Source organism: Streptomyces sp. NPDC001153 (assembly GCF_053598315.1).
Map to the genome: position 1 here is coordinate 34128 of NZ_JBSFJZ010000022.1, position 12462 is coordinate 46589.

Consider the following 12462-nt stretch of genomic DNA (forward strand, 5'->3'; position numbering starts at 1 on the left):
TGTATCTTCCGCCAGACGGAATATTCCGTAGCGAAACAAACCGATAGGATCGCCCCATGCGCCGTTCGAAAATCGTCTGTACTCTCGGCCCCGCGGTCGACTCCCACGAGATGCTCGTCGCCATGATCGAGGCGGGCATGAATGTGGCCCGGTTCAACTTCAGCCACGGCTCCCACGCCGAGCACCAGGCGCGGTACGACCGCGTCCGGGCCGCGTCCAAGGAGACCGGCCGGCCCATCGGCGTCCTCGCCGACCTGCAGGGCCCGAAGATCCGCCTGGAGACCTTCGCCGAGGGCCCGGTCGAGCTCGAGCGCGGTGACGAGTTCGTCATCACGATCGAGGACGTGCCCGGCGACAAGCACATCTGCGGTACGACGTACAAGGGACTGCCGGGCGACGTCTCGCGCGGCGACCAGATCCTGATCAACGACGGCAACGTCGAGCTGAAGGTCCTGGACGTCGAGGGCCCCCGGGTGAAGACGATCGTCATCGAGGGCGGTGTCGTCTCCGACCACAAGGGCATCAACCTGCCCGGCGCGGCCGTCAACGTGCCCGCGCTGAGCGAGAAGGACGTCGAGGACCTGCGCTTCGCCCTCCGCATGGGCTGCGACCTGGTCGCCCTGTCCTTCGTGCGGGACGCCAAGGACGTCCACGACGTGCACCGCGTCATGGACGAGGAGGGCCGCCGGGTCCCGGTCATCGCCAAGGTGGAGAAGCCGCAGGCGGTGGAGAACATGGAGGACGTCGTGATGGCGTTCGACGGTGTGATGGTCGCCCGCGGTGACCTCGCCGTCGAGTACCCGCTCGAGAAGGTCCCCATGGTGCAGAAGCGCCTGATCGAGCTGTGCCGGCGCAACGCCAAGCCGGTGATCGTCGCGACCCAGATGATGGAGTCGATGATCACCAACTCCCGTCCGACCCGCGCCGAGGCCTCCGACGTGGCCAACGCGATCCTCGACGGCGCCGACGCGGTCATGCTGTCGGCCGAGTCCAGCGTGGGCGCGTACCCGGTCGAGACGGTCAAGACCATGTCGAAGATCGTCCAGGCGGCCGAGCAGGAGCTGCTCTCCAAGGGCCTGCAGCCGCTGGTGCCGGGCAAGAAGCCGCGCACCCAGGGCGGTTCGGTGGCCCGCGCGGCCTGCGAGATCGCCGACTTCCTCGGCGGCCGGGGCCTGATCGCCTTCACCCAGTCCGGTGACACCGCGCGCCGCCTGTCCCGCTACCGCGCGGTCCAGCCGATCATCGCCTTCACCACGGACGAGGGCACCCGCAACCAGCTCACCCTCAGCTGGGGCGTGGAGCCGCACGTCGTGCCGTTCGTGAACACCACGGACGAGATGGTCGACCTGGTGGACCAGGAGGTCGCCCGGCTGGACCGCTTCGACGCGGGCGACACGGTCATCATCACCGCCGGCTCGCCCCCCGGCGTCCCCGGCACCACGAACATGCTGCGCGTCCACCACCTCGGTGGCACCCAGAACAACTGACAAGCCCCACAAGGGCCTTGTACGGCGCTGAGGGCGCCCCCTGGACCAGGGGGCGCCCTCAGCTGTGTGCGGCTCCCGAACGGGCTTTGCAGGACCGGTCAGCCGGTCGTGTACACATGCATGCCGGGCACGTGCAGGTTGCCGCCGAACTGTGCCGCCTGGACCACCTTGACGTTGGTGAAGTAGATCAGCGGCAGGTTCAGCGGGGGCGGGCTGTCGGGCGTGAAGGTCATCGGGATCAGACCGAACAGGTTGCCCGAGATGCTCTCGGTGTACATCGTCGTGGCGCCGCCCCGGATGGTGGACGTCGAGCCCTGGGCCGCCTGCACGTGGTAGGTCTTGCCGGAGAGCTTGTCGTTCACCGTCTGGTGCAGGTCGCCGATGTCCGTGCCGTCGGAGATGACGTACTTCAGCACCTTCTTGGTGGTGCCGGACGCCGTCTTCACCTCCACGATGCCCTGGTAGTCGGCGCCCTTGAGCAGCAGCGAGCTGGCGCTGAGGTACCAGGGGTCGTCCGCCACCGGCACCTTGTTGTCGACGCCGCCCTGGTCGGTCGTGGCCGCCGGGCAGTTTTGCGCCGAGGCGGAGGAGCTCGCCGACGGGCTCGGCGTGGCCGACGCGGCCGCGCCCTGGACCGTCTTGGTGACGTCCCCGGCCGTCTTGGAGACCGTGTCGGTGGTCCTCTTCACCGTGTCGCCGACCGTCTTGGTGGCCTTGGCGACGGTGCCGCCCACGGTGCCGGTGACCTTGGACCCGGACGACGACGTACCCGAGGGGGACGAGGATCCCGAGGACGCGCTCGCCGACGGCGTGGGGCTCGCGGAGGAGCTGCCCGAGTCCGAGCTGCCGCCGCCGAGGATCCCGCCGAGCGTGTCGCCGAGGGTGCCCAGCAGACCGCCGCTGCTCTTGGAGGCCGACGGGGTGGGCGAGGCCGTGGCACCGCCGGAGGGCGAGGACGAACCCGACGAGCCGGAGCCCGCGTCCGAGCCGGAACCGGACGAGCCGGAGGTCGCGGTCGGCTTGGGCGTGGCCTGGTCGCCGGAACCTGAATCCGGCGAAGAGGAGGTGCCCGTGCCGCCGGACTTCGAGTCCTTCGCGCCGGTGCTCGCCGAGGGCGACGGCGTGGCCGTGGCCGCGCTCTTCGAGGCGGACGGCGAGGGCGAGGACGAGGGGTCCTTGGAGCCGTGCAGCGCCTTGACGCAGTTCTTGTACTCGTCCGCCGTCAGGCTCTTGGCCGTCGTCGACGGGGACGGGCTGCCGCCGTTGCCGGCCGCGAGGGCCAGCGTGGACGTGAAGCCCATGCCCATCAGCACCGCCGTCGGCATCGCCACGGAGGCGATCGCCTTGCCGGCCGGCATGTGGAACCTGGTGAACAGCGGCTTCCTGGGGGCCGCGTGGCGGGGCCCGGTTCTCGCGCGGGACCCGTCCACATCGGTCCCGCGGGTCACCTCGTCAGCCGGCACTGTGCCTCCCGTTCGCCCCGTTGGCCGGGCTCGTTCCTGACAGGTCGTTCGACTCCACCGCGTCCGGGTACTGCAGCGGCGGCTCCGCGGTGTCCGGGGCACCGCCCTCGCCCGGGGCCGCCTCGGCCGGCGGCTGCGGCTGCGGCGGAGCGCCCGGCGCCCAGGCCACGGCCATCGCTCCGCCGATCAGCGAGAACAGGAAGCCGACGATGAAGCCGCCGATGTTGGACAGCGGAATGGACACCAGCGCCAGCAGAATCGCCGCGACACCCGCGAAGACCCGGGTGTGCAGCTGGAACCAGAGGGTGATGCCGAGGACCATGAGCAGCGCGCCGATGATCAGGGAACTGGAGCCGCCCGGCGTCCCCATCGTCATCGTGAGGTGGCCCAGCTGCAGGTGTGCGTACGGAAAGTACAGGATGAGAAATCCGCCGAGCATGGTGAACAGTCCGGCCCAGAACGGACGGGTGCCCCGCCAGGCGCGGAACTGCAGCCTCCGGCGGGTGAACTGGCCGGGCGCGGCGGCAGAGGTCTCGGCGCTCATGGAAAACAGCTCCCTGGTGCGGCGTTGCTGTGGTGGTGATGTGTGCCGCGTGTGAAACACGGCCGGAGAGTGGACGGGCGGGGGCGCCACCGGCTCCCCCGCCCATCAACGCGTGCTCAGTAGCACTCGTGCGTACCCGTCTGCAGCGACATGTGCAAGCCGCTGAGCTTGAAGGTTCCGGCCGTGGTCGCCCAGGCCGTCTGCTTCACGTCCGTCAGCGTGGCCGAGTCGGCCTGCTGGGCGAACCCGTACGGGTTGGCCTGCTCGCCGCCGCCCTTCATGCCCGGACCCTTGCTGGCGTCCTTGCCGGCCACACCGATGTCGATGTTGTTGAAGGTGGCGTCGGCGTTGAGGTCGGAGACGTCGATGTAGAGGTTGTCAGCCTCGACCGGCTTGTCCGCGCCCGCCTTCAGGATCAGGCTCACCGAGCCGAACACCGGGATGTCCGGCGTGACGACGGACTGGCACATGTTGTTGATCGTGGCCGACTTGAAGGCCGAGACCGCAACCGGGTGCGCCGTCTTCTGTCCGCTGAGGGTGTACCCGCTGTCGATCGCTCCGTACTGCTCGAAGCCCTGACCGACCAGCTTGTCCGCCGTCACCTTGAACGACTGACCCGACACACTGAACGACGCGGCGAGAGCGCCCTGCGCGAGGGCGACACCTATGCACGCCGTGGCGGCCACGCTGGGCACCATGACCACAGCGAACCGCTTCCATCTGGTCCCGCCACGCACCTGGGACTCCATATTTCCTCCTTCTCGGACGTACATCTCCTGGCCCGGACTCGCCACCGTCGGCGGCTCGGCCAGGCAGGGATGGGAGAAGTGCTACGTCCTCGGGAAGGAGAGCGCCCGCGCTCGGTGGCGCGAACCGCGCCCGAATCACCGGCGATCACCCCCGAGCGACAACCACTGGTCGCGCCTGACACGCATCACGCACAACCTTGCTGGACAGGCTTCGCCGGGTGGGCGAAGACCCCCCTGCCCAAGAGCCGGCGCCACTGCCGCCGGCTCTGCTCGGTGGGGACCCAGATTCTCCCGTGACCCGACCGGCTGCCGGGGTGCGGGAATGGACCGAGCGTCGCCGATCGTGGTGCATTCTCGGCCCGGGCACAAGGGGGTTCGTTACTGGCTAGTAACGGCCGGATAACCGGAGGACGACCGACCGATCTCGGAGCGCGACGCTGGGTGGCATCCAAGGGCAAAGCAAAGCCGTTGATCTCTGGACGAAACCAGACAGATCAACGGCCTCGACTTACTCCGAGTAACAGACGGTGCGATTACCAAGATTTGGTAAAGCACTGTCACCGTGACGACTCGTCGGCAAACCTTTCACCCCGGCATCACAAGCCGTGGCGTTTAGCGACTGGTCAGAACAAGGCCCGGGCGAGGGCCCTTCGGGCGCCCACCACCCGCGGGTCCTCGGGCCCCACGACCTCGAACAGCTCCAGCAGCCGTCGGCGTACCGTGTCCCGGTCGTCACCGACCGTGCGCTGCACGGTCTCGATCAGCCGCCCGAAGGCGTCCTCGACATGCCCGCCCACCAGGTCCAGATCGGCGGCGGCGATCTGCGCGTCGACGTCCTTCGGCTTCTCGGCGGCCTCCCGGCGGACCTTCTGCGGGTCGAAGCCCTGCACCCGCTGCAGCAACTCGGCCTGCGCGAGCCCCAGTTTGGCCTCGGGGTGGGCCGGGTCGTCGGCCAGCACGTTCGTGTAGGCCTGGATGGCGCCGCCCAGGTCGCCCGCGTCCAGCGCCTCGGCGGCGGCGTTCAGCGCCACCTCGTGCGGCCCCACCTGCTCCTGTACGGCCGCACCGCCGGGCTGCGCGTCCGCATCGACGGTCAGGCCGGTGATGCCGAACCGCTGCTCGGCGACCTGCACCAGCTGGTCCAGCGTCTGCCGGATCTGCTGCTCGCCGGCCGCCCCCTGGAACAGCGGCAGCGCCTGTCCCGCCACGACGGCGAACACGGCCGGGATGCCCTGCACCCCGAACTGCTGCATCAGCATCTGGTTGGCGTCGACGTCGATCTTCGCGAGGAGGATGCGCCCGTCGTACTCGACGGCCAGCCGCTCCAGGACCGGGCTCAGCTGCTTGCAGGGCTGACACCACTCGGCCCAGAAGTCGATCACTACGGGCACTTCGGCGGACCGCTGGAGGACGTCCCTCTCGAAGCCCGCCTCATCGACGTCGATGACGAGATCGGCCGGGGCGACGGCACCCGTACCACCCTGCCGGGCGACCTCGGCGCGCGTCTGCTCGGCCTTGGCCTTGGCCTCCTGGGCCGCCTTCACCGCGGCGAGGTCGACGACGCCGCTCATGGACATGTTCCGTGGCTGCATGCGTCTATCCTCCCCCGTTACCGCGTCGAAATGAAAAACCGTGTGCAGTGGGCGCCGGGTCCCCACCCCACGCCCCCGTGGGCACCGCCCGCGCACGCCTCGTGTACGTCCGTCACGAGCCCTCACGAGCTTTCGCTACGACTCGTAGCGTAATGCCATGCGGACCCCGCGCGACACCACCCGCCGGTGATCTCCCTCACGACCGCACAGATCCCGCCGGTTATGGTCAAGGGATGCAGAGCCGCACTCCCGCCAGCCGCACGGGGCGCCCCCGCAACGCCGCCGCGGACACCGCGATCCTGGCCGCGACCCGGGAGGCGCTGGTGGAGCTGGGCTGGTCCAAGCTCACCCTGGGAGACGTGGCGACGCGGGCCGGAGTCGCGAAGACGACGCTGTACCGCCGCTGGGCCGGCAAGCCCGAGCTGGTGTGCGACGCGGTGGCGGAACTCTTCGACGAGCTGGAGCTGCCCGACCGCGGCAGCCTGGCCGCCGACATCGAGGGCGTGGTCCTGCAGTTCGCGGCCATCCTGGCCCGTCCGGAGGCCAAGAGCGGCCTGATGGCGGTGGTCGCCGAGTCCACCCGGGACGACGCGCTGCGCGAGCGCATCCGCGCATCGGTCGTGGAACGCCAGAAGCGGCTGGTCCTGGCGGGCCGGGCACGGGCTCAGGCACGTGGCGAACTCCCGCCCGAGCCCGGCCCGGAGGAAGCCGCCCGCACGGTCGACCTCATTTTCGACATGGTGGCGGGCGCGGTGGTCCACCGCACCCTGGTGAGCGGCAAACCGGCGGACGAGGGGTGGGTGCGCGACTTCACGCGCGTGCTGCTCCTGGGCCTGACCTCGTCCGCCTGAGCCCGCTCAGAAGCCCGCCGGCTCGGTGTACACCCCCCACTCGTCCCGCAGCACCCCGCAGATCTCCCCCAGGGTGGCCTCCGCGCGCACCGCGTCCAGCATCGGCTCGATCATGTTGGACCCGTCCCGGGCCGCGCCCAGCATCGCGTCCAGCGCGGACCGCACCGCGGCCTCGTCGCGCCCGGCCTTCCGGTCGGCGAGCACCCGCACCTGCTCCCGCTCCACCTCGTGGCTGACCCGCAGGATCTCCAGATCCCCGGTGACGGACCCGGTGTGGACATTGACGCCGACGACCTTCTTGTCGCCCTTCTCCAGGGCCTGCTGGTAGCGGAAGGCGGACTCGGCGATCTCCCCGGTGAACCAGCCGTCCTCGATCCCGCGCAGGATCCCGGAGGTGACCGGCCCGATCGGGTGCCGCCCGTCCGGATGGGCCCTCAGGCCCCGCTCCTTGATCTGCTCGAAGATCTTCTCCGCGTCGGCCTCGATCCGGTCCGTCAGCTGCTCGACGTACCAGGAACCGCCCAGCGGATCCGCCACGTTGGCGACCCCGGTCTCCTCCATCAGCACCTGCTGGGTGCGCAGCGCGATCTCCGCGGCCTGCTCGCTGGGCAGCGCGAGGGTCTCGTCCAGCGCGTTGGTGTGCAGGGAGTTGGTGCCACCGAGAACGGCCGCCAGCGCCTCCACGGCCGTACGGACGACGTTGTTGTACGGCTGCTGGGCCGTCAGCGACACACCGGCGGTCTGGGTGTGGAACCGCAGCCACTGCGCCTTGTCGCTCTTCGCGCCGTACACGTCCCGCATCCAGCGCGCCCAGATCCGGCGCGCCGCACGGAACTTGGCGATCTCCTCGAAGAAGTCGACGTGCGCGTCGAAGAAGAAGGACAGGCCGGGCGCGAAGACGTCCACGTCCAGGCCGCGGCTGAGCCCCAGTTCGACGTACCCGAAGCCGTCGGCCAGGGTGTACGCCAGCTCCTGCGCGGCCGTGGCCCCGGCCTCACGGATGTGGTAGCCGGACACGGACAGCGGCTTGTAGGCGGGAATACCGGCCGCGCAGTACTCCATGAGGTCGCCGATCAGACGCAGATGCGGCTCGGGCTGGAAGAGCCACTCCTTCTGCGCGATGTACTCCTTGAAGATGTCGGTCTGGAGCGTGCCGTTGAGCACCGACGGGTCCACGCCCTGCCGCTCCGCGGCGACCAGGTACATGCAGAAGACGGGCACGGCCGGGCCGCTGATGGTCATCGACGTCGTCACATCGCCCAGCGGGATGTCCTTGAACAGGACCTCCATGTCGGCGGCCGAGTCGATGGCGACCCCGCAGTGCCCGACCTCGCCGAGCGAGCGGGGGTCGTCGGAGTCGCGGCCCATGAGCGTCGGCATGTCGAAGGCGACGGACAGGCCGCCGCCACCGGCGGCCAGGATCATCTTGTAGCGCTCGTTGGTCTGCTCGGCGTTGCCGAACCCGGCGAACTGCCGGATCGTCCAGGTACGCCCGCGGTAGCCGGTCGGATGGAGCCCGCGCGTGAAGGGGTACTCCCCGGGCCAGCCGATCCGCTCGAATCCCTCGTACGTGTCGCCCGGTCGGGGCCCGTACACCGGCTCCACGGGATCGCCGGAGAGCGTGGTGAAGTCTGCGTCGCGCTTGCGCGCTGCGTCGTAGCGGGCCTGCCAGCGCCGGCGGCCCTCCTCGATGGCGTGAGCGTCCATACCATCGAATTTACTTGGACGTCCTAGTAAATGTCGATGGCTGACCGCCGCACGGTGTCCGTACGGCGGTGAGACGCGTTACACCTTGGCGACGGCCGGGGCCTGGTCGGCCACCGTGGCCTCCAGCTCGCGGCTGATCCGCCGCTCGACGAAGAAGGCGGCCGTCGGGATCGTCCCCGCGAGCAGCACCCACAGCTGCTTGCCGATCGGCATCTTCGTCTTGGACCCCAGGTCGAAGGCGACGACGAGATAGACGACGTACAGCCAGCCGTGGGCGATGGCGACGACCCTGGTGACGTCGGCGGCACCGCTGATGTCCAGCCCGTACTTCGCGATCATGCTCAGGCACAGCAGCACCAGCAGGACACCGGTGGTGTAGGCCATGACGCGGTAGCGGGTCAGCACGCTCTTCTTCATGGAGTCGAGCGTAGCCACCCGTTCCGGGAGATCTTGTCCGGGGTCGGTCCCCGGCCCGGTCCCCGGGCTCAGTCCTCGTCGAAGTCGTGTGCCGCGATGCGCAGCGGGCGGAGCATCGCGAAGATCTCCGCGCACTCCTCCGCGTCGTACACGCCGAGCCCGAAGTCCATCGCCATCAGGTCGCGGGTGGCCGCGTCGACCACCTCGCGGCCCTTGTCGGTGATGACGGCGAGGGTGCCGCGGCCGTCGTTGGGATTGGGACGCTTGGCGACCAGCCCGGACCTCACCAGCCGGTCGACGGTGTTCGTCACGGAGGTGGGATGCACCATCAGGCGCTCGCCGATCTTGGACATGGGCAGCTCGCCGGCCTTGGAGAAGGTGAGCAGCACCAGTGCCTCGTACCGCGCGAACGTCAGTCCGTACGGCTTGACCACCGCGTCCACCTCGGCGAGCAGGATCTGCTGGGCCCGCATGATCGAGGTGATCGCGGCCATGGACGGCACGTTTCCCCAGCGCTGCTTCCAGAGCTCGTCGGCGCGGGCGATGGGGTCGAACGGGAGGCTGAGTGGCTTCGGCACGTCATCAGACCCTACCGGCCGGTCATATTCCGGGCAGCCCCGTCTCGGGTTTCGGTCGCCTCTCGTTCCCGGTCGCCCGCACCCTCATCCATACGCCTCGAGCCGGCGCAGCACCCGGGGCGCGCGTGCCTGGGTGACCGGCGCGCGCAGACACCGCCGGGCGGCGGGTGTCCCCGCCAGCGGCGCCTTGAAGACCGCGAGGGACCCGGCGACCACCAGGAGCAGCGGGCACAGATACGCCACGGTGTCGGCGAAGGTCCCGAAGAGCCGCAGCAGCGACTGCAGCCCCAGTCCGGTCAGGCACACCGTGAGGACGACCGCGCGGACCGCCAGCTCGACGATCCAGTTGACCAGGGCACGCTCGGGGGTGATCCCACGCTCCAGCCAGAGCCGGAGCCGGTCGAAGGACCACCCCGTCGCCCAGCCGGTCAGCGGCCGGAGCACCAGGCGGTCCGCGACCGTCCCGAAGGCGCCCCCGCGGGCGCGGTACTCGTACCCGGTGAGCAGGCGCACGCCCTGCGCGTCGGGCATGTAACGCCAGTAGGCGCTCGCCTCGGCGACCGGGGAGAGCGGGTGCGAGGAGGAGAAGCGCAGGGCGCACACGCGCGTGCCGTCGGGGCGGTCCTTCTCGCCGGCGGCGACCCCGGTGCCGGGAACGGTGAGGAGCGGCAGCACGCGCCAGGTGCAGGTGAAGCGCCGCGGCTCGCCCTCCACGGCCGGCAGGGGGTCGATCGACGTGAAGCGGAGGTCCCAGCGCAGGCGCGTGACGGGGTCCTGGGTGCGCGCCCACAGTTCGTCGAGATCGGCGCGTATGTGTGTCTCTCTGTAGAGACGCATGGTGTTCCCCCAGGCCAGAACGGGTGAAGTCGAGCGATCGCTCGGATGATCAGGAGGGGAACGTACACCTCCGCCGACGACCGCTCAAAAGGGGGCCGACTACCCCGCCAGGTGCCGTTCGACGGTCTCGACCTTGGAGGTGAGCCCGTCGGTCACGCCGGGGCGGATGTCGGCCTTGAGGACGAGCGACACGCGTGGGGCGCGCTTCTCCACGGCGGCGACGGCACGCTTGACGACGTCCATGACCTCGTCCCACGACTCGCCCTCGATGGACGTGAACATGGCGTCGGTGCGGTTGGGCAGCCCCGACTCACGGACGACGCGGACGGCCTCGGCGACGTACTCCCCCACGTCCTCGCCGACGCCGAGGGGTGTCACGGAGAAGGCGACGATCATGCGTTCACGACTCCTTCCTTGCGGGCGCGGGCCGCGATGACGGCGTCCTCGGCCTCGCGGCGCAGCGCACGCTCGATGATGAAGCCGCCGAACGGGATGATCGAGTAGGCGAAGTAGAGGGCTGCCTTGCCCTTGTTCCACTTGGTGCGGTTCCAGGCGTCGGCCCAGAAGATCACGTAGAGGATGAACAGCACGCCGTGGATCGGGCCCAGCACCGGGGCGACGTTCACTCCGGAGTCGACCGTGTACTTGATGACCGTGCAGGTCGCGAGAACGATCCAGGAAATGCCCTCCGGCACGGAGATGAGGCGGAGGCGGCGGATGGCGGAGGCTGTCTTGAGGTCCACTGGTCACCTTCGGTGGGAGAGACGTCCACAGTTTGTGAACGGAGGCACAAGCGTCCCCCATTGTGGCAAACGACGGCCCTAGGGGTCCGCTCAGGGTGCGTGTCCACCCACGGGCTCTGTTCCGTCCACCCGCGGCGCCGCTACTTTCGCTGCGTGGCGATGTTCCGACTGCAAGGCAGCAAGGTGCTCGCCGTCGACATGACCGGGGACGCCGTGAAGGCGAAGAACGGCTCGATGGTCGCGTACGACGGGCAGATGAGTTTCAAGAAGCTCACGGGTGGGGGCGAGGGGCTGCGCGGGATGGTGACCCGGCGGCTCACCGGCGAGCAGATGACGGTGATGGAGGTGAAGGGGCACGGCACCTGCTGGTTCGCGGACCGGGCGACCGAGATCAACCTCGTGAGCCTCCAGGGCGACAAGCTGTACGTGGAGTCGAGCAACCTGCTCGTGACGGACGCGGGCCTGCGCACGGGCACGACGTTCACCGGGCTGCGCGGCGCCTCGCAGGGCAACGGCCTGTTCACGACGACCGTCGAGGGGCACGGACAGGCGGCGATCATGTCCGACGGGCCGGCGGTCGTGCTCCGGGTCAGCCCGCAGTACCCGCTGATCGTCGATCCGGGTGCCTACATCGCCCACCAGGGCAATGTCCGGCAGTCCTTCCAGTCCGGCGTGACGTTCCGCACGTTCTTCGGGGAGGGCGGCGGCGAGGCCTTCCAGATCCGCTTCGAGGGCGACGGACTGGTGTACGTGCAGCCGAGCGAGCGGAACACGATCGCGGGGGATCTGTAGCCATGGCGTTCCGGGAGATCAACTCCAAGATGGTCGAGGCGACCGTGCTGCCCGGGCAGCGGCTGTTCAGTCAGCGCGGGGCGATGCTCGCCTACAAGGGGGACGTGTCCTTCACTCCGAACATCCAGGGCGGCCAGGGCGGGCTGATGTCCATGATCGGGCGCCGGGTGACGGGCGAGGCGACCCCGCTGATGACCGTCGAGGGCAGCGGCACGGTCTTCTTCGGGCACGGCGGCCACCACGTCCACGTCATCAACCTCTCCGGCGACACCCTCTACGTGGAGGCCGACCGCCTGCTGGCCTTCGAGGGCACGCTCCGGCAGGGCACGATGTTCATGGGCTCGCAGGGCGGGGTGATGGGCCTGGTCCGCGGCCAGGTCACCGGGCAGGGCCTGTTCACCACCACCCTCCAGGGGCAGGGCTCCGTCGCGGTGATGGCGCACGGCGGCGTCTTCGAGATCCCGATCACCCCCCAGCGCCCGGTCCACGTCGACCCGCAGGCCTACGTCGCCCACCACGGCGAGGTCCGCAACAAGCTGTCCGCCGCGCTGGGCTGGCGCGAGATGGTGGGCCGTGGCTCCGGAGAGGCCTTCCAGCTGGAGCTGAGCGGCAACGGCACGGTGTACGTCCAGGCGTCGGAGGAGAAGCTGTGAGCGCCTACGGAAGCACGTACGGCACCCCCGGCGGCCCGGTGGTGTACGA

14 protein-coding genes are annotated in these 12462 nt (G+C 69.7%); 4 read left to right on the plus strand and 10 right to left on the minus strand.

Annotation, left to right across the window (positions count from 1 at the left end; genetic code table 11):
* Nucleotides 1-56 precede the first annotated feature (56 nt).
* Nucleotides 57-1487 (plus strand): pyruvate kinase, encoded by a 1431-nt coding sequence (gene pyk / locus ACWDEN_RS24630; protein ID WP_351611957.1) that lies wholly within the window; start codon nucleotides 57-59, stop codon nucleotides 1485-1487.
* 98 nt (nucleotides 1488-1585) lie between these two features.
* On the opposite strand, the gene ACWDEN_RS24635 is transcribed toward pyk, so the two are convergent.
* From ACWDEN_RS24635 to ACWDEN_RS24650, 4 genes are all read right to left on the minus strand, one after another.
* Entirely contained in the window at nucleotides 1586-2950 is a 1365-nt protein-coding gene (locus tag ACWDEN_RS24635; RefSeq protein ID WP_450860151.1) for a hypothetical protein, read from the minus strand.
* Entirely contained in the window at nucleotides 2940-3494 is a 555-nt protein-coding gene (locus tag ACWDEN_RS24640; RefSeq protein ID WP_450860152.1) for a DUF6114 domain-containing protein, read from the minus strand. Before ACWDEN_RS24640 ends, ACWDEN_RS24635 begins: the two co-directional genes overlap by 11 nt.
* Nucleotides 3495-3610: 116 nt before the next feature.
* Nucleotides 3611-4243 carry a DUF6230 family protein gene (locus ACWDEN_RS24645; RefSeq protein WP_351216130.1) on the minus strand — a complete coding sequence of 211 codons (633 nt, stop codon included), beginning with the start codon at nucleotides 4241-4243 and terminating at the stop codon, nucleotides 3611-3613.
* 623 nt (nucleotides 4244-4866) lie between these two features.
* Nucleotides 4867-5835 (minus strand): tetratricopeptide repeat protein, encoded by a 969-nt coding sequence (locus tag ACWDEN_RS24650; protein ID WP_351611948.1) that lies wholly within the window; start codon nucleotides 5833-5835, stop codon nucleotides 4867-4869.
* A 233-nt stretch (nucleotides 5836-6068) separates the two neighbouring features.
* On the opposite strand from ACWDEN_RS24650, the gene ACWDEN_RS24655 reads away from it, so the two are divergent.
* Nucleotides 6069-6686 (plus strand): TetR/AcrR family transcriptional regulator, encoded by a 618-nt coding sequence (locus ACWDEN_RS24655; protein WP_351611946.1) that lies wholly within the window; start codon nucleotides 6069-6071, stop codon nucleotides 6684-6686.
* A gap of 6 nt (nucleotides 6687-6692) precedes the next feature.
* On the opposite strand, the gene ACWDEN_RS24660 is transcribed toward ACWDEN_RS24655, so the two are convergent.
* From ACWDEN_RS24660 to ACWDEN_RS24685, 6 genes are all read right to left on the minus strand, one after another.
* Entirely contained in the window at nucleotides 6693-8393 is a 1701-nt protein-coding gene (locus ACWDEN_RS24660; protein ID WP_351611944.1) for an acyl-CoA mutase large subunit family protein, read from the minus strand.
* Nucleotides 8394-8471: 78 nt separating this feature from the next.
* Nucleotides 8472-8810: a DUF3817 domain-containing protein gene (locus tag ACWDEN_RS24665; protein ID WP_351611941.1), complete on the minus strand. Its 339-nt coding sequence runs from the start codon at nucleotides 8808-8810 to the stop codon at nucleotides 8472-8474.
* A gap of 68 nt (nucleotides 8811-8878) precedes the next feature.
* A complete protein-coding gene (locus ACWDEN_RS24670) occupies nucleotides 8879-9388 on the minus strand; it encodes a MarR family winged helix-turn-helix transcriptional regulator (protein WP_351250160.1) in 510 nt (169 codons plus the stop codon).
* A gap of 84 nt (nucleotides 9389-9472) precedes the next feature.
* Nucleotides 9473-10225 carry a hypothetical protein gene (locus ACWDEN_RS24675; protein WP_351611938.1) on the minus strand — a complete coding sequence of 251 codons (753 nt, stop codon included), beginning with the start codon at nucleotides 10223-10225 and terminating at the stop codon, nucleotides 9473-9475.
* 99 nt (nucleotides 10226-10324) lie between these two features.
* The gene (locus ACWDEN_RS24680; protein ID WP_351611935.1) at nucleotides 10325-10621 is read right to left on the minus strand and encodes an MTH1187 family thiamine-binding protein; all 297 of its coding nucleotides are present in this window, start codon (nucleotides 10619-10621) and stop codon (nucleotides 10325-10327) included.
* The gene (locus tag ACWDEN_RS24685; protein WP_351611932.1) at nucleotides 10618-10968 is read right to left on the minus strand and encodes a DUF3817 domain-containing protein; all 351 of its coding nucleotides are present in this window, start codon (nucleotides 10966-10968) and stop codon (nucleotides 10618-10620) included. Before ACWDEN_RS24685 ends, ACWDEN_RS24680 begins: the two co-directional genes overlap by 4 nt.
* 159 nt (nucleotides 10969-11127) lie before the next feature.
* Here ACWDEN_RS24685 and ACWDEN_RS24690 point away from each other — a divergent pair, with 159 nt between their 5' ends.
* Nucleotides 11128-11760 carry an AIM24 family protein gene (locus ACWDEN_RS24690; RefSeq protein ID WP_228623656.1) on the plus strand — a complete coding sequence of 211 codons (633 nt, stop codon included), beginning with the start codon at nucleotides 11128-11130 and terminating at the stop codon, nucleotides 11758-11760.
* Nucleotides 11761-11762: 2 nt separating this feature from the next.
* Nucleotides 11763-12413, plus strand: a complete 651-nt coding sequence (locus tag ACWDEN_RS24695; protein ID WP_351611929.1) for an AIM24 family protein — start codon at nucleotides 11763-11765, stop codon at nucleotides 12411-12413.
* Nucleotides 12414-12462 lie beyond the last annotated feature (49 nt).